At 38.5% G+C, this 16,441-nt stretch carries 16 protein-coding genes; 7 read left to right on the top strand and 9 right to left on the bottom strand.

Features of this window, described 5'->3' with window-relative positions; translation table 11 throughout:
- Positions 1–89 precede the first annotated feature (89 nt).
- On the top strand, positions 90–629 hold the full coding sequence (locus IGI96_RS11250; RefSeq protein WP_074934532.1) for a hypothetical protein: 540 nt from the start codon (positions 90–92) through the stop codon (positions 627–629).
- A 558-nt stretch (positions 630–1,187) separates the two neighbouring features.
- Positions 1,188–2,615, top strand: coding sequence for an APC family permease (locus IGI96_RS11245; protein ID WP_074934531.1), 1,428 nt, complete (start codon positions 1,188–1,190; stop codon positions 2,613–2,615).
- Positions 2,616–2,730: 115 nt separating this feature from the next.
- On the opposite strand, the gene IGI96_RS11240 is transcribed toward IGI96_RS11245, so the two are convergent.
- From IGI96_RS11240 to IGI96_RS11220, 5 genes are all read right to left on the bottom strand, one after another.
- Complete coding sequence (locus IGI96_RS11240) at positions 2,731–3,357, bottom strand: TetR family transcriptional regulator (RefSeq protein WP_086339215.1); 627 nt, start codon at positions 3,355–3,357, stop codon at positions 2,731–2,733.
- Positions 3,358–3,404: 47 nt separating this feature from the next.
- Positions 3,405–4,106 (bottom strand): ABC transporter ATP-binding protein, encoded by a 702-nt coding sequence (locus IGI96_RS11235; protein WP_086294630.1) that lies wholly within the window; start codon positions 4,104–4,106, stop codon positions 3,405–3,407.
- A 5-nt stretch (positions 4,107–4,111) separates the two neighbouring features.
- The gene (locus IGI96_RS11230; protein WP_438785156.1) at positions 4,112–5,188 is read right to left on the bottom strand and encodes an ABC transporter permease; all 1,077 of its coding nucleotides are present in this window, start codon (positions 5,186–5,188) and stop codon (positions 4,112–4,114) included.
- Positions 5,189–5,506: 318 nt separating this feature from the next.
- Positions 5,507–6,466: an L-lactate dehydrogenase gene (locus IGI96_RS11225; RefSeq protein ID WP_086339213.1), complete on the bottom strand. Its 960-nt coding sequence runs from the start codon at positions 6,464–6,466 to the stop codon at positions 5,507–5,509.
- 93 nt (positions 6,467–6,559) lie between these two features.
- Positions 6,560–7,528 (bottom strand): TDT family transporter, encoded by a 969-nt coding sequence (locus IGI96_RS11220; protein ID WP_086339212.1) that lies wholly within the window; start codon positions 7,526–7,528, stop codon positions 6,560–6,562.
- Between the two features lie 150 nt (positions 7,529–7,678).
- On the opposite strand from IGI96_RS11220, the gene IGI96_RS11215 reads away from it, so the two are divergent.
- On the top strand, positions 7,679–8,506 hold the full coding sequence (locus tag IGI96_RS11215) for a LysR family transcriptional regulator (RefSeq protein WP_086339211.1): 828 nt from the start codon (positions 7,679–7,681) through the stop codon (positions 8,504–8,506).
- A gap of 84 nt (positions 8,507–8,590) precedes the next feature.
- Here IGI96_RS11215 and IGI96_RS11210 read toward each other — a convergent pair whose 3' ends face one another.
- Together IGI96_RS11210 and IGI96_RS11205 are read right to left on the bottom strand one after the other, a co-directional pair.
- Positions 8,591–9,019, bottom strand: a complete 429-nt coding sequence (locus IGI96_RS11210; protein ID WP_086339210.1) for a GNAT family N-acetyltransferase — start codon at positions 9,017–9,019, stop codon at positions 8,591–8,593.
- Positions 9,020–9,338: 319 nt separating this feature from the next.
- On the bottom strand, positions 9,339–9,929 hold the full coding sequence (locus IGI96_RS11205) for a nucleotidyltransferase family protein (protein WP_086339209.1): 591 nt from the start codon (positions 9,927–9,929) through the stop codon (positions 9,339–9,341).
- 380 nt (positions 9,930–10,309) lie between these two features.
- On the opposite strand from IGI96_RS11205, the gene IGI96_RS11200 reads away from it, so the two are divergent.
- The 3 genes from IGI96_RS11200 (at position 10,310) to IGI96_RS11190 (ending at position 11,358) form a co-directional block, all read left to right on the top strand.
- Positions 10,310–10,630, top strand: coding sequence for a DMT family transporter (locus IGI96_RS11200; RefSeq protein WP_086339208.1), 321 nt, complete (start codon positions 10,310–10,312; stop codon positions 10,628–10,630).
- 148 nt (positions 10,631–10,778) lie between these two features.
- Positions 10,779–11,018 carry a helix-turn-helix transcriptional regulator gene (locus IGI96_RS11195; RefSeq protein WP_015509117.1) on the top strand — a complete coding sequence of 80 codons (240 nt, stop codon included), beginning with the start codon at positions 10,779–10,781 and terminating at the stop codon, positions 11,016–11,018.
- Complete coding sequence (locus IGI96_RS11190) at positions 11,008–11,358, top strand: hypothetical protein (RefSeq protein WP_016610497.1); 351 nt, start codon at positions 11,008–11,010, stop codon at positions 11,356–11,358. The genes IGI96_RS11195 and IGI96_RS11190 overlap by 11 nt, the downstream gene beginning before the upstream one ends.
- Before the next feature lie 210 nt (positions 11,359–11,568).
- Here the strand turns inward: IGI96_RS11190 and IGI96_RS11185 are convergent, their stop codons facing one another.
- Together IGI96_RS11185 and IGI96_RS11180 are read right to left on the bottom strand one after the other, a co-directional pair.
- Positions 11,569–13,362 (bottom strand): mucin-binding protein, encoded by a 1,794-nt coding sequence (locus tag IGI96_RS11185; protein ID WP_086339206.1) that lies wholly within the window; start codon positions 13,360–13,362, stop codon positions 11,569–11,571.
- 585 nt (positions 13,363–13,947) lie between these two features.
- Positions 13,948–15,450 (bottom strand): helix-turn-helix domain-containing protein, encoded by a 1,503-nt coding sequence (locus IGI96_RS11180; protein WP_086339205.1) that lies wholly within the window; start codon positions 15,448–15,450, stop codon positions 13,948–13,950.
- Between the two features lie 530 nt (positions 15,451–15,980).
- Between IGI96_RS11180 and IGI96_RS11175 the strand changes: the two genes are divergently transcribed.
- Complete coding sequence (locus tag IGI96_RS11175) at positions 15,981–16,415, top strand: hypothetical protein (protein WP_086339204.1); 435 nt, start codon at positions 15,981–15,983, stop codon at positions 16,413–16,415.
- Positions 16,416–16,441 lie beyond the last annotated feature (26 nt).

Below are 16,441 nucleotides of genomic sequence, written 5' to 3'. Positions count from 1 at the left end.
CGTACTATATAATGTGTATTTCAATCTTGAATTTTATTATTTTCCATGTATAATGAGAATGATTATCAATTAGAAAGACGGCGATTCTCATGCTTCCTCCCCAAACCAAGATATTTTCCATCCAAAGAATTTCTCATTTAGCACTGATCACTGCGGCTTGTATCGTTGGACGGTTAGTTTTTGTCTTTATCCCTAACATTCAGCCTATGAGTGCCCTTTTATTTTTAATGGCTTTTTCTTACCGTTTATCTGATGCGTTGATGATTGCCTTATTAAGTTTGCTCGGAACAAATATCTATCTAGGCATGGGTCCCTGGACGATCAGTCAATTGGCTGCACTTACTGTCACCATCGTTCTTTTTCATCAGATTGGAAAAATACCGATCATCAAGAAAAACCGCTTCTTGCAAGCTTTCTTTGCCTTTCTTTGCGGACTTCTTTATGGCTTGATCGTTTCGTTGATGGAGGTTTGGCTTTATCAGTTTCCTTCGTTTCTTGCCTATTACCTTCAAGGACTACTGTTCGATTTCTTCCATGCCAGTGGAAACTTCGTCTTTTATCTGCTTTTATCGCCAGTATTTGAGCGAATAACACCCACTTCCTATAAATTGGCGAAAAAAAACGAGTGATTTCGATGGAACGAAGCATTCGGCTAACTTTGATTTCGTGTTTCTTTGAAAGAATGTTCGCGTAAAATTTTTCTTAGAAAACCAAAAAAACTACGACTACTCTCCTACTTACTTTGCTTAAAAACTATCCAAAAAGCACCAGCGAAAAGCCTTTCGAAAGGGTTTCTTCCATCTTTATGCGTCCATCCATTTAAATGAAACGATTCCTCTTTCATCCATGCCCTTGACCGAATGTAGTTGGATTCCTTTCAGATTATTAATGAATGATGATGTTTGCTTTTGCTATCATCAGAAATTTATTATTTTTTTTAAATAACAATTTAATTTTTCTTGACCAAAAGAATTCAGAGGTTTATCCTAACTATGGAAAATCAACGACTGGATAAAAAAGAAGCAAGTGAAATTTTTTATTCAATTTGACCTTTGACATTTGTGAAAAAGTGCATAAGAAACTTGATCGTGATCAAGCGCTTATGGAAAGAAATTTTTTTCTCACTAAATTTCAAAAAACGCTCTATTTTAACCAGTCAGAAAAATCATTTTAAGAAGGAGAAAGCGATGAATGAGAAACAATTACGCTGGTATAATATTGCGCTGATGGCGTTCGTCTCTGTTTGGGGACTGGGAAATGTTGTAAACAACTACGCTCAACAAGGGTTGACTGTTGTTGTTTCGTGGCTATTAATTATGGCTCTTTATTTTGTACCCTATGCATTAAGTGTTGGTCAGTTAGGATCAACCTTCAAAGAGTCAAGTGGTGGGGTTTCCTCATGGATCAAAGAAACCTCAACAAAGCGGTTGGCTTTTTTTGCTGCTTGGACTTATTGGGTCGTTCACGTGCCTTATTTGGCACAAAAACCCCAAGGAATCTTAGTGTCATTGAGTTGGTTATTTAAAGGAAATGGTACATTTGTATCAACGATGGGCTCCATGGAAGTCTCATTGATTTGTTTAGCTATTTTTCTATTCTTTTTATGGATTGCCTCTAAAGGATTGACGACCTTAAAAATGATTGGGAACATCGCCGGAACAGCCATGTTCGTGATGTCGATTCTTTTTATTCTTTTAGCAGTCACTGCTCCAGCAATGACTGGTGCTGAAATTGCTACACCAAACATGTCATCTGTTTCAACCTATATCCCTAAATTTGACTTTACCTATTTAACCACGATCTCGATGCTGGTATTTGCGGTAGGTGGCTGTGAAAAAATCTCGCCTTACGTAAATAACACAAAAAATCCTGCCAAAGAATTTCCAAAAGGCATGATCTTTTTAGCCGGTATGGTGGCGTTATGTGCCTTGCTCGGCTCGATTGCTATGGGGATGCTTTTTGATGCCAATCATATTCCAGAAGATTTGATGGTCAACGGCGCTTATGAAGCCTTTCAACGACTAGGAAACTTCTACGGAATCGGCAATTTCTTTGTCATTCTTTATTCCATCGCCAATGCGTTAGCGCAAATTTCTGCGTTGGCATTTTCAATTGATGCCCCATTGAAAATATTATTGTCTGATGCTGATTCAGAATTTGTACCAAATGGCTTAGCAAAACTAAACAAAAAAGGAACACCAATGAATGGGTATATTATGACTGGTATCCTAGTCAGCATTTTGATCATTATTCCAGCACTAGGAATCGGCAATATGACCGAACTGTATCGTTGGTTGCTGAACTTGAATTCAGTTGTCATGCCATTGCGTTACTTATGGGTCTTCTTAGCCTTTATGCTAGTCAACAAACACGCCAATCGCTTTACTTCCGATTATAAATTCGTGAAAAACACCAAGGTTGGCTTTGGGATCGGCTTATGGTGCTTCTTGTTCACGGCCTTTGCCTGCATTTTAGGGATGGTTCCTAAACTTGATTATGCGGCAGATCCGCAAGCTTGGTTCTTCCAATTGGCCTTAAATATCATTACGCCAATCGCCTTTCTTTTGATTGGCTTGATCTTGCCGATCATTGCGAAACGTGTAAATAAAAAATAATCATTCCCTCAAAAAAGAGGTGTCCGACAACTATTTCGGTTGTCGGGCACCTCTTTCCTTATATATGAACTTTTCCGCCGTGCGAGGCATTTGCTCCATCCTCTTGCCGAAGCGTTCATTCTTCGTCATTTTCCTCTTTGATTCCATACTTGATCCATTGCACCTTATAGCGAAAATCTTTGATCAGCTCTTTTGCGGTCCATTCATTCGAAATAAAATCTGTCAGACTATCCATCACGACCGCCATAATAAAGTAAAGGAAACTGACGGCTTCTTGCGTATCATGGATCGTGAAGCGATTTTCTTCCAACAGCTCCAACCACTGGCGAATCATGGGCGAATCGTCAGGGATCGCATCGCGCTTCGTCCAGGCATTGCTTTGGGTACATAAGTGGATCATTTTCCAATGATCATCTTCAGGTGACCATTGACTGCACCAAGCCAAGTATTCTTCGATCCCTTTGAAAAAATCATTTTTGTTGCGATTGATAAACGTAAAAATCGCAGAATGGATTTGGTTTGAATAGTCGGCGATCGCATAGTCATAGGCATCTTCTAAGTTTTGAAAGTACTTGTAAAACGCCCCTCTAGAAATGTGCGACTTTTCGACGATGGCAGAGACCTTGACTTGACTGATGTGCTTGCTGAAGAATTCTTCTAAAAGCACGGCATCGATTTTTTCTTTTTTCGCTTGTTTTAAATGAAAAAATGTTGTACTTGGCAAGGGATTCTCCTCCATCATTCGCAATCTACTCCCTCTATTATAAACAAATCCCTCTACTTTTCCACTCAGACTTGTGCAGTTTCTCTTGACGGGGCGTTTTGTTCGATCAGATTGCCATCTTCCATTCGGAAAATGCGATCACTCCATTGGATCATTCGCTCGTCGTGGGTGACCATGACTGTCGCTTTCTTTTTCTCATGCGCTTCTTTCACCAATAACTTCACGACTTCATACGCATGATCGGTGTCTAAGCTGGCAGTTGGTTCATCCGCCAAAATCAAGCTTGGGTCATTAAACAACGCCCGGCCGATCGCTACTCGTTGACGTTCCCCACCAGATAAATCGCGGGGAAACTTGTCTTGAAGATCGAGAATATCTAATGAAGCAAGCAATTCATCAATCCTTTCCTTTTCCTTGGCTTTTCTTGAAACTTTGTCGACCAAATAAAATTGTTCCTTTACCGTTAAAAAAGGGATCAAATTCGAGCTTTGCAAGATAAACCCAATCTCTTTAAAACGCAACTTTCCTCGTTGCTTTTCATTTAATTGGGAAAAGTTCACCTGGTTGATAATGATCTCTCCCGATGTTGGACTTTGTAAGCCGCCAGCGATGGTCAAAAAGGTACTTTTTCCTGAACCAGAAGGACCGATGATACTGACAAACTCCCCTTCTTGAACATGAAAATTCAGTCCTTTTAATGCCGTTACTTCGGTATGCTGCTTGCCAAATTTTTTTATAATATCCTTCATTACTAAAATGTCTTTCATCTTTGTTACCCTCCTATTGCCGTAATTGGATCGACTTTTGTGACCGTCCGAATGGAGAATAAGCCGCCTAGAACTGCCACGAGAATCAAGATGCCGCTATAAAGCAGCCATTGCTTTAATTCAAAGAAAAATGGCATGGCATCTGGTAAAAACAAGCTGGTGCCGTATGCCGCCGCAAAGGCTAGGGCTACCCCGATCACACCGACCATAAATGCTTGCGCAATAATTGATTTGGCAATAAAGCTGGTCCGAATCCCTTGGGCTTTCATCACACCAAAAATCGCCGTTTTTTGTAGGGTGATCACATACATGAAAATCCCCACGATTGCCGTTGCAACAACAAACAAGAAGTAGATCATGGCATTTAAGGTCAAGTTTTGGGCAGAAAATCCAGGAAGCTTTTCAATAAAGTCTTCCGTTGCCAACACTTTGAGCTGGGTTCCTTCTTGGTTATCGACTTTCGGATCACTTGATTTGGTCACAATGATATTGATGGGCTGCTCCTTGTCAGATGGAAATGGTTGATTAGCAAACTTCATTTTCGTCCAAGTATCCAGGGAAGTATAAATCACTGGTGACACCGTATAAGACGTTTCTGGGGTGATCCCAACGACTTTGAAGGTTTCATCTGAACGCCCGATTTTCACTTGATCCCCGACCTTGATACCTTCTTCTGCTAAGTTTTCTGAAATCGTGATCTCATTTTCTTTTGAAAACAGCTTGCCCTCTAAGACTTCTGGTAACAAGAACGCATCGTCTTGTGTACCAAAAACAGTCACATTGACTTGTTCATCATTGACCGTGATGACACTGCTATATAAACCAATCGGGGCTTTTTGAGTCCCTGCTACACGGTCTAGATCCCCTCTCGTCAATTGCGAAGCCGCAAATGTGTCATTCGCATCTTCTGATAAAACGATCGCGGATGAATCCCAGCCGACGATGGCCTTTTTAAAATCCCAGTTAAGTCCCGTTGCTAACCCAGACAATATAAAAACAACATAGGCGATCAAAAACATGATTCCTACGATCAGCCCATATCTTAATTTTGAATAACGCATTTCTTTTATAGCCAGAAACATTGTTCTTTCCTCCTACTTTCCAAATATTGACAAAGTGTCACTTTTTGAAGAATACCACATAAAGTGACACTTTGTCACTTTATACATCTCGGAAAGTTTGTAAGGTTGATCGATCATTCTTTTTCTGTCATTCACTGAGGATGTTTTTTCCTAAAGGAGTGTGAATAAAGAGAGTTGAATACTGGGCGTTTCGCGTAAAATACGCCATTTCCTTTTAACATTCTTTGCTAGATGAAAAAAAGCATGGCAGACCGTAAATAGTCGAACCATGCTTTGGCAAAAACGAACACGAGGATTTCATTATTGGTGTTCTAGAGATCAGCTGACTTTGCTTTGTCCAATTGTGGAAATTACTGCTCGTAACTGATGACACGAAGTATCAAACTGCCGTTTTTCCTCAGGTGTAAGCGTCAATTCAATAATTTCGCGGACGCCGTTTTGATCCACGACTGCAGGAACCCCTGTGAATAAATCGTTGATGCCATATTCCCCATTAAGGTAGGAAGATACCGGCAGAATCGCTTGCTCATCATTTAAGATCGCTCGAACGATTCTTGCGACACTCATCCCTATCCCGTAAAAAGTTGCTTGTTTTCGATCGATGATTTCATAGGCAGCATTTTTTACTCGTTCAGAAAGAACCGCTAGATCGGCAACGGTCAAACGATCCTTTTGCTTGATCAATTCTACGATCGGTTTCCCACCGATCGTTGTATGGGACCAGACAGCGACTTCCGAGTCACCGTGTTCCCCAATGATGTACCCATGAATATTCCGTGGATCGATGGCTAATTTTGCCGCCACTTCTTTTCGAAGTCTTGTGGTATCGAGGGTCGTTCCCGTACCAACGACACGATTGGCTGGCAACCCTGACACACGCCATGCTTGATAAGTTAAGACATCGACTGGGTTTGAAGCGATGACAAGCACGCCATCAAAGCCTGAAGCCATCACTTGTTTTGTGACGCTTGCCATAATTTCGGCGTTCACATCGATCAATTCAAGCCGTGTTTGTCCTGGCTTTTGGTTGATCCCTGCAGTAATAACGACGATATCAGCATCTTTACATTCCGAGTACTCTCCCGCCCAAACTTTGATGTTTTCTTGCCCCCATGACATACCGTCTAACAAATCGAGGGCTTCTCCTTCTGCTTTGTCCCGATTGACATCGATCAAGACTAATTCATTGATCAGTCCTTGATTGATCATGGAATACGCAATGCTCGTTCCAACGAAACCTGTTCCGACAACGACAACTTTTCTGCTTGTACTTTTCATGTGCGATCCCTTCCCTTTCTTTTCAAATACTTGTACTATTGTTTTGCGTAGAGTACGCATTTTCTTAAAAAATAGATAATCTCTTGTGCTTCCTTAGTAACTATGACCGGCAATCAGCGCTTTGGTTTGCTGATACAAATGAACAGCATATTTTCCTAACACATAGCTGACGACGATTACGGCAAAGCTGGTTTCAATAATCGTTAAGGCTTGTAGAAACCCAAATATCAGTGGGTGATTTGCAAAAAACAGTGCTGATTTGAACATTGCAGTCGCCGAGATCACAAGAGGAAACGTAAATGCCGCATAGCTTGGGTAAAACCCGACTGCCAGCATGTTTTTCATATAAGCGACGACACAGAAATAAATCGTTTGTGACAATAACAGCATAAAGGCGACAAACCAAGCAGAGCCTTGTTCAAATACGGAAAGGTAACCTGCTAAGCAAAGAGAACCTGGTGCTGTTAAAATCGTGATCAAAGGAACTGCCGCACGTTCCGTCAGCTTTTGATGGACGACTCGCTTTAAAATAATCGGCAAAAGCGCAAAATACAATACCAATGCGATCCAGACGATCACTTCCCCTAGCTCTTTAAAAAAGACAGCAGAAGTATTGGGAATTACGCCAATCCCGACGAAGGTAATAAACCAGCTTGGATAAATGTATTCCAGCGAAAGGTCAACAGGCAAAATATGCACGACAACAAAATAGATCATTAAAGCAAAATGTAAGCCGATAGCCCCCCACCAGAGCAGATCATTCACCACTGCATTGGGAATGACCCGTTCAAAAACAGTGGAGATCACCATCAGCGCCATCGTAAAAGTCGGCGCCACCGAAGCAACGATTGGGTTTTGCAACTCTGACATCGTGTGCTTAAATGTAAAGCATACTTTCAGAAGGAAGAGCCCCATGATGAAAATACCAAGGGTGCAAAACGCATTTCCAACCGTCTCCATTCCTTCTGAATACAATAAATTCCCCAAAGACACAGTGCCTAAAATCAAGCCGCAAATCGGGATTGGCAATGAATGTAAAAAATGCTGGATCGATGTTTTCATCAACTCATCCTTTCTAAACGTATGAAAATTTCAATTAAATTTGCTTTCTTTTTTCTCTACACTTATACTATAATCACCTGATAACTATTTGTAAAATTGCACTTTTAAATACTAATTATAAATTTTATTAATAATAAAGGAGTCCGCAAAATGATTGAATTGCTCAAAACCTTCATTGTTGTTTATGAAACGAGAAATTTTAGTCTTGCCGCCAAACGGCTCTATAAAACTCAGCCAACGATCTCCTTACAAATCCAACGATTAGAGGCGGAACTTGGCTTCAAACTTTTTGAACGTAAAGGAAAACAATTGATTTTACCCACTAGCCAAGCGGAGTTTTTGTATCCTCGTGTGGTCGAGTCCCTCCGCTCTTTGTCCACTATTTTTTCGCAAGCCAAAGACACCAAAAATTTTAAAACAGCGTGTGTGCTCGCTTGTTCGAATACCACCGCCGTTTACTTACTGCCCAGCATCATGGCACAGCTGATTGCAGAATTTCCAACGTTTGCCTTTGAAATCAAAATCATGAATTCGCAAGAAGTGATCGATGCCGTCGAATCAAACAAAGCCCATATCGGCCTGATCGAAAAATCAATCGTTTCGCCATTGATCCAAAAAGAATTCGTTTATCGCGATGAATTGGTGTTAGCAGGCAACATCGCTTCTGATTTTTGGGTCTTGCGAGAAAACGACTCGGGGATGTATTACATTAACGAAACCTATCTGTACGCACAGCACCTGCATCCGCAAATCATCAAAGCCAATAACAGTGAAGTGATTTTGTCCCTATTAAAACAAAACATCGGCAAATCGATCATTTCGAAACTTTCATTACCAGAAGGGTTGCCTTGGCAGGAACTTGATCCAGAGTACCGCTATCGTGATCTTTTTATCATTCAGAATCGTCAACGTGTGACGCCGGAAACCGGAGAGGTGTATGAGGAGATTAAACGGCTGTTGTTGGCATTGATTCCATAAATATTAGTCTTTTGAACCAATTAAAGTTAATACAAAAAAAGACGCTGGAGTGTCGTTTGTCACTCCTCCAGCGTCTTTGTATTTTTATAATTCCTTGATAAACCGTTTCTGTTCATGACTGCTATGATAGCCATGGTTTTCATAAAACCTGTGAGCAGCATGGCGTTTAACATTCGAATTTAATCGAATGCCTTGCATTCCTCGCTGTCGGGCTTCTTCTTCAATTGCCGACAGTAGTTTCCCGCCAACGCCTTGCTTTTGCACTTGATCATCCACTACCAAACCTAAGACATTAAAAAATTGCCCAGCAGAATAAACTGTTGAATACGGCTGTGCTTCAATCATCCCAACTGCTTTACCCTTTATTTCGGCAACAAGCAAGAGATGGTCCTCCTCAGCTATGATCCTCTTTAAACCCTCGATCAATACTTCTTCTTCGATTGGATAGCCTAGCACCTTCGATAAGTGAGCTAGTTCTTTACGATCAGACAATGCTGCGGCTCTAATTTTCATAGTATTCTCCTGTCTTGCAGCTTTTGACTTAACTATATTTTTTGAATGCTTATTTGTCAAGAAACGCTCGTTCTGCATTGCTAGTGTGAAACACGATAAAAGTACACGAACTGAGATTCAAACAAGAAATGAATGAAAAACGGCAAACAGTCTGTTTCACCCTTTCTTACTGAAACAAATGAGAGACTATTACACATCTTTTAAGGGAGGTGTCAGGTGTAAATTAGCTAATAGTATTCAATATGTTATTGCTTAGTGAGCATAGGGACGGATAATGCTATAGTATAAAAAAACGAAAAAATTTTTTTCTAAGCATTCATTACTGCCAGCCAATCACATTAAGTTCTGCCCACTTCGAACACCATTTTTCAATCTTTTTTTCATAAACTTCACGGGAAATCATCGCTTTGTTTGGTCTTACTATCCCAGAAAAGAGATCATACATGCCATAAGGGGCAAAAACCTGGAGCTTGCTTTCCTGATCGAAAAAAACACCGATCGAAGTTGCAGTACTGGGCCAAGTACTGATCGCTTCTTCAGTAGAGGTATATGCGGGAATAGAAAACCCGAATTCTTCTTCATACCATAGGTGCACCCTTGCCTCATTCTTTACATCCAGCGCATATTGATTTTGTTTAGTAGTTTTCACTATTTGTTCTAGTACCATTCGTTCTTTCTCTTGACTCAAATCTGTGTCAAAATAAACGATATCCACATCACTTATTCCGTAACCGATGGGCTTAGAAAAAAGATGATTCCATACAGACTGCGTGATACTTCCACCGCCGACATAAAGGTTTGGAATACCTAAAGCCGAGACATCTTTAATGATCTTGTAAAGAGTAGTATCTTTTTTCAAAATATCAATCAATACCGTTTCTTGAATAGCTAGACTCTTATTCTGATACATTGTTCTTCTCCTTCCCTAAAGATTATTTTTAACTAATTTTCAAAATAATTGTGAGATTCTATACCATCTAAATAAGATGAGAATGTATATTTAACTAGACTCTGACAAAGCTTTTTTTACTTATAGACATTGTATCATTTTATTCAAAGTAATTGCTTTCAATAGAAAAAAATGACAACTATCAACTAAAAATCAAAAGAGCGATAGTTACCAACAATTTCCACTTATTTGACAATCCCTCCCTTTTCAGCTAAGATTTTCTTATTGTCACATTAATTGAATATCCAAACCACCACCGGGTGATAGAAGTGTTTGGTAAACTCATTAGGTCCTTGAAGAGTTTACTGGATGCTTATTTTTTTTTGAGGAGGAAAAAGTATATGACATGGATGTATTTATTTTTAGGCGGTTTTTTTGAAGTAGTATGGGCTTCGACTATGAAGCTAAGTAATGGGTTTACCCACTTTTGGTATAGTCTCTCTACACTACTCGGAATGATTTTCAGCTTTGGCTTCCTGGCTTTAGCGGTAAAAAACTTACCATTAAGTATTGCTTACCCCGTTTGGACAGGGATAGGCGCAGTTGGTTCGATCATTATCGGCGTCGTGTTCTTCAAAGACCAGCTATCCCTTCTGACTTGGGTGTTCGTTGCTTTATTAATAGTCGGGATTTTGGGCATCAAGTTTACCAGCGGACATTGATGATATCTAAAAAAACAGCCGTCAGTTCATTTCTGGCGGCTATTTTATGGCAATTCATTCAGTTTCAGTATAGATATAGTTAGCTTTAGTATAATTAAACTTTACTTTTATAAAACTATGGTTTACAATGATTGTGGGAGGTGATCGTTTGAAGGAAGATTTTGGCGACTCTATTGCTAATAAAGTATATGAATATCGGGTGTTAGCTAGGCTTACTCAGCAAGAACTTGCGGACAAAGTAGGTGTTTCAAAACAAACGATTTTTGTCATGGAAAAAGGCAACTATACGCCAACGCTTTTATTAGCCTATCGTCTAGCGAACGTTTTTCAAGTGGACATCACAGATTTATTTACTTATACAGAAGGAGAGAGGAAATATGGTCATTAAATCACTTTCAGATATTCCCAGCGCATTATTTTACCGTCTGAAAACTTGGGCAGAATATTCTAATGCCAACTGGAACCTATTGCTAGGTATCGGTATGCTTTTACTGATTTTTGGCATTGCTTTGGTTTATGTTTACACTAAAAAAATTGGCAAAGAAGATGAACATTCGCAAAAAATTTATTACATCTCCGTGAATGCGATGCTGCTAACGATCGTCTTTTTAGACATTCTCTTTCCAAAAGATTACATGTGGAATCAGTTTTTCCTTTACAAGTATGCTCTGGCTTTTATAGTGAGCGGGCTGAGTTTGGTTTATCAGTATAGAAAACAATTTTTATAAAAAACAAACTCGGTCCCTTTAAGATGGGAGCCGAGTTTGTTTTCTGTGATCAGTACCTGTTCATAGATCACTCACTTTTTATTCAGAGAAAAACTGCAATAACAGTCAAAATACGATTAACGTCTGCAGTCTTGCAGACTATCATTCCTGTGAGAAGCTTTTTATAAAGGAACCATTTCAGTCTTTTTATTTATTCATCTTTTTCTAGAGTTACTTCACATTATGTCTTGAACGCTTCACAAAAATACCAAGCAATGTTGCAGTGATTAGCGTGACCCCACTATATAAAACGTATGAATTTATTTGTTCACCAGTTTTTGGTAAGCTTTGTTTATTTGCTGCTGATTGCTTTACTGACACTTTTGTTGTCGGTGCTTTGGTAACGCCCGATTTTGTCGGAGAATCACTAGAATCTGTTGATGGGTATGTTGTATTTTTTGTATAAGTAACCGTTATTTCTGAATCTTTATTTTCTGCTGTCATTCCTGTTTGTTCTTTAACTATTTCGAGATCAGCTTTATAACCATCAATTTCCACACTCTTCACCGCATCAAAGGTTGTATCGTCATCTTTAGCTTGCCATTTTCCATATGTTGTAACACCTGTTGCTTCATTCGTTGTCACTGTACGTGTAAAAGAGACTGTATCTACTTTGTCTGGTAAAGCTTCTTTACCATCTTCGTAAACATAATGGATCGTTTGTTTGACTTCTTTGGTTTCTGTTATGGTTTTCATTCTAGCTTTGTAAGTGACAGTTATTTCGGTAGAACTGTCCTCTGGCGTTACTCCATTCACTTCATCAACTATTGATTTATCAGCTATATAATTCTTAATTTCTGGACTAGCTACTTCATCAAATGTTGTATCATTATCTTTAGCTTCCCACTCTGAATAGGTGAACAATCCAGTAACCAAATCTGTGATTATATCGCGAGTAAAGATGATCTTATCGTTTTGATCGCCTGCTGCTTCCGTGCCATCTTCATAAACATAATAGATTGTCTGTTTGACTTCTTTCGTTTCTTCTTTGACATCTGTTCTATGTTTCAAGTGAATATTGACAACTTGATCTTTCATGTCATCTTTGTCAAAAAAACTAGGAATGGAGTCGACAGAGACGATTTCATATCCTTTTGGTAAATATCCTTCTGCAATTGCTTGTAAATCTGCTTGTTTTTTATTTAGATTCGCTTCAGCTGCTCCATCCTCAAAAGTAATATTTTCTTCTAAAATATTTCCATCAGTATCATCAATCACGTTATAAACCACTTTTTGCTGATTTGGTACATAGAAGTAATAGACATCTGTTTGTCCGTAGCCTCTTCCATACGGCGCAGATCCATCTGTCACGATATTACCAGCAAAATCATAGAATCTATCTGCGAATCCTGGATAAGGTACATTGAGTTGCTTCGTAGCAAAAATAATCTTATCTTCTATAAAATTAGGATTCAGCACATATTCTCCCATTAATGAAAGAGTGGCTTCCAATTGATGGAGTTGGTTAATTGGTAATGTCTTATGATCATTTACTAAACTGTACCCTTGAATATTTTTAGGATCAACCACAGCTTTCTCATAAGAGAAGTCACCAAAAGCATTGGCTTTACCTGTTGGTGCGCCATCTATTGTGACAGTACTGGCTAAGCTATTGCCGTTGAGATCAACATAATGAACCTTAACTGGTGTGTTTTCTGAGGCTATAGAACTAATGGGATAGTTTATCATTTTTTCCGCATCAGCAACTGTTGTTTCTTTGCTTACTTCAGGTTCTGTTGTGTTGGTTTCCTCAGCAGGTACTTTTTCTTCCTCTATAATTTCTTGTTGTTCTAGTAATGCTTCGCTTGTAGCTATCGTTGATTCCTCAGTTTCTGGAGTACTGAATGTTTCAGCCACTGCTGGAATATTGACAGTTGCTTGCATTATAATTGGGCTTCCTAAGATAAAAATAGAGGAACTGACAATAAGACGTGATAAAAGTTCTTGCTTCTTTGATTTTTTCATTACTCTTACCTCTTTCTATTTAAGTGAATGAAAACAGTCTAACTCTACAGATACAAACAAGTCCTCAACTGCCAGCGGCTGGTTGGTTATTCGTTGTCCTCATTCCTTATGCCTGTATTATCACTCGGTTTTTCATTGAAAAGGCGTCAATAAATGTCTTGGCAAAAACAAAATAAGTCCTGTTATACAAAATCCGTTATGCAAATAGAAATAAAAAGAAAGTAATTCTTTCTATGAAAAATGAGTAGAGAAATAATATAAATATACTTTCTAAGTATATTGAATTTTAGAAATTTGTGAACGCCTTATCAGATCCCTTATTTCCAAAATCGCTATTCTTGAATCACATTGCTTCACCACTACATTATCAAAAAAAGACTGCAACAGAAGAAGTTAAACTAACTTTCTCTTAACGATAAATGACTATTGTTTCCTTCGCATCTTGCGATTGAAAAACATCGTATGGAGAGAGTAGTTCTAGTTCTGTTGCAGTCATAAAAAAATGAATAGATTTCTAAAAAAATACATGGTTGACAAAAGTAATGCGGTCTTAATCTTCTGGCATTTTTTAGTAAACGAAAACGGTTATTCCTTCGACTCTTTTTCTTTGAGCAACTCATTCTGGAATTTTTCAACTGCTTCAATCAGTTCAAGCCAGCGATCCCCCGTTGGAAAACTATTCCATTTAAAAAATTGGACGTTGGGGTTTTGGTCAATAAAGGCTTGCCGATTGACGGGGTAATCTGTCACGACAAAATCGGGATTTTCGGAAACAAATGAAAGTGTGTAACCGAACCAGCGTTTCAATCGTTCCTTTTGTCTGATTTCTTGGATTTTTCCGAATTTTGATTCGTGAAAAATTCGAACCGTAGAACGATCAATTTTCGCTACCAGGGAAAGAAGCATACTATATTGAAAAAGCAAGCGATTGTTCGCTTCATACATGGTTGCAAAAATTGGTGATTGTTGCGCTAACGATGGATACATCTCCTGAACAAGCGGAAAAATCTTAGGAAAGACACGACGATAATCTTTGTCTGTTGTTGTTTTTCCAAAGGCATCGATCTTATTTTTCGATGCAAAAAGAAGCGAAACCGAATGAATATTCAAGGCATTCACCAACAGATAATCAATCTTGCTTTCAGAAACGAGAAAAACTTTCTGGGCGGTTTCCGTAAATAGCCTTGCTGCAGCGATGGCTTGAGGAGAAAAATGTTCCCCAATTGTTAACTGACTAGGAATCTCTTCAGGTAAGTACGTCGTCATGACAGAAAACATATAATACAAGAAGAGAAATTCTGTTTCTGGAAGCTCATTTAGAATCAAATTGTCTCTTAGCAATGGCTTGATGAGCTCTTCTTTAAATTCTTCAAAGGAAATCGTCAGATGCCTCATCTCCCTCATCTCTTGAGGAATCTCTTTTACAGGAAAGCCTCTTTTAAAACGATAAATACTCAATGCCAGCAATTGAACAAATTTCTCCTGATCAATCCCCCGATAAAAACTGGGATAACTTGTCAACTTTTTCTTCAATGTACTGACACTTTGTTTCGTCAATCCACTATAACGCGCGTTCGTTGCATCATAGATTTGCCAATACATGATGTGGAAAAAATGCCGAATGCGGTATTCTTCGCCCACAAAAAGCGGTTTTCTTTTTAGGTTCAATCGAATGTGATAATTTTCAAGAATCGTTTCTACTTCCTTTAGTTTTCTTTGAACCGTGCGATTGCTGACATAATGTTGTTGGGCGGTTTCTTCCAGCGACACATATTTATCACTGAAGAGTCTGTCTAAAATTTGAAATGGCATACTTTCTGCTAGCATGACCGAATAAAGCTTAGACAAAAGAAAATTGGGCGCAAAATAAAGCGTCATCTCTCTACCTTCATGCAACGCAATCTCAAAATAAGGATATGCCGTTTGCAAATCGAGTGCTCGCTCAAAAACTAAGACGATTCTTCGTTTTGATAAGTTAGTCTTTTCAGCAAGAATATTTAGTTTTTCACGCTCCACAGCCTGCTCAAAAAAATGCGCAAACAATTCATAAACATCTTGGTCTAATTTAGTTAAAAGAAATTTATACATACTAATACCTCTTAACTTTATTTTTAAGGTAATTATACTCCTTTCACGATCTATTTTCATTCAGTGTGTATTCATTGATTACTTATTTCATTTTATAAGAAGTTATCTCTGAAACTATCACCTTCTGAATCATTTAGGATAAGCAAAAGCATGGCTACAACTACTTAGAACTACGAGTTACTACGTCTGGAGAGCATTGCTCTTTCTAACAGCTAGTTTAAGACGACAAAACAGTCCAAACCGATATTTATCAAAAAATTATTTTATAATAATAAAAGTAAAAAATCGTATATTTTGCTACGATAAAAAGAGGTTCGGTTTTTAGGAGTATTTACAATCGAATAGTTAGGTAGCCTTTGAGCATTTCAACAATTCCAAAAGCTTCTACTTTCTATCAATTACGCTTATATAAAATTGAAAATTAGTACAGTCATTTTTAAAGTATCTTCGCCATAATCAATCTAACTTCTTACGATATTTAAAAAGAATGGGGGAAAGTTATTCATGCTTCGCTGAATGAACTGAAATCAATGAAAATATCAAAAAAAATAGTATGGTCAAGTGTTGCTAGTATTCTCGTTCTAATTTTAATAGGTCTCTCTGTCTTTTTCTCCCCTAGTAATAAAGCTAGGATCGTTATCTCAAATGACTTTGGAAAAATCACCGTTCCGTTGCGAATAAATAGAACCTATTTAACTCAAACAAACACTGTCTTCTATCAGCCTGAAATTCGCTCAGCAAAATCAGCTCTGGAGGAGGCGAATTTATTAGGAGAAAGTACACTTTCGATAAAAATCGGCGAGGAAGAAAAAGAAATTGTTTCTTATATTGATGCCAATGTTAAGAACTTCTCTCTAGAACTAAACGTGATAGACTATGACAAAACAACAGGAAAATTAGTCTTGACTATTGCCTATCGGGATGGCTTGAATGATGAATTCAAGAACGTAACATTCGAAAGATAACTGATAAAAATCTAATATTCTCGCTC

The organism is Enterococcus sp. DIV0421 (assembly GCF_051713745.1).
GTDB lineage: Bacteria > Bacillota > Bacilli > Lactobacillales > Enterococcaceae > Enterococcus_D > Enterococcus_D casseliflavus.
Note: the sequence above shows the minus strand (reverse complement) of the source record. Positions and strands in the feature narration are given on the sequence as shown.

Coding starts and splice junctions, on each gene's coding strand:
- IGI96_RS11175 (WP_086339204.1), top strand. CDS start 15,981: ATGAAAATATCAAAAAAAATAGTATGGTCAAGTGTTGCTAGTATTCTC.
- IGI96_RS11210 (WP_086339210.1), bottom strand. CDS start 9,019: ATGAAAATTAGAGCCGCAGCATTGTCTGATCGTAAAGAACTAGCTCAC.
- IGI96_RS11200 (WP_086339208.1), top strand. CDS start 10,310: ATGACATGGATGTATTTATTTTTAGGCGGTTTTTTTGAAGTAGTATGG.
- IGI96_RS11235 (WP_086294630.1), bottom strand. CDS start 4,106: ATGAAAGACATTTTAGTAATGAAGGATATTATAAAAAAATTTGGCAAG.
- IGI96_RS11230 (WP_438785156.1), bottom strand. CDS start 5,188: ATGTTTCTGGCTATAAAAGAAATGCGTTATTCAAAATTAAGATATGGG.
- IGI96_RS11180 (WP_086339205.1), bottom strand. CDS start 15,450: ATGTATAAATTTCTTTTAACTAAATTAGACCAAGATGTTTATGAATTG.
- IGI96_RS11245 (WP_074934531.1), top strand. CDS start 1,188: ATGAATGAGAAACAATTACGCTGGTATAATATTGCGCTGATGGCGTTC.
- IGI96_RS11205 (WP_086339209.1), bottom strand. CDS start 9,929: ATGTATCAGAATAAGAGTCTAGCTATTCAAGAAACGGTATTGATTGAT.
- IGI96_RS11225 (WP_086339213.1), bottom strand. CDS start 6,466: ATGAAAAGTACAAGCAGAAAAGTTGTCGTTGTCGGAACAGGTTTCGTT.
- IGI96_RS11185 (WP_086339206.1), bottom strand. CDS start 13,362: ATGAAAAAATCAAAGAAGCAAGAACTTTTATCACGTCTTATTGTCAGT.
- IGI96_RS11250 (WP_074934532.1), top strand. CDS start 90: ATGCTTCCTCCCCAAACCAAGATATTTTCCATCCAAAGAATTTCTCAT.
- IGI96_RS11240 (WP_086339215.1), bottom strand. CDS start 3,357: ATGATGGAGGAGAATCCCTTGCCAAGTACAACATTTTTTCATTTAAAA.
- IGI96_RS11190 (WP_016610497.1), top strand. CDS start 11,008: ATGGTCATTAAATCACTTTCAGATATTCCCAGCGCATTATTTTACCGT.
- IGI96_RS11220 (WP_086339212.1), bottom strand. CDS start 7,528: ATGAAAACATCGATCCAGCATTTTTTACATTCATTGCCAATCCCGATT.
- IGI96_RS11215 (WP_086339211.1), top strand. CDS start 7,679: ATGATTGAATTGCTCAAAACCTTCATTGTTGTTTATGAAACGAGAAAT.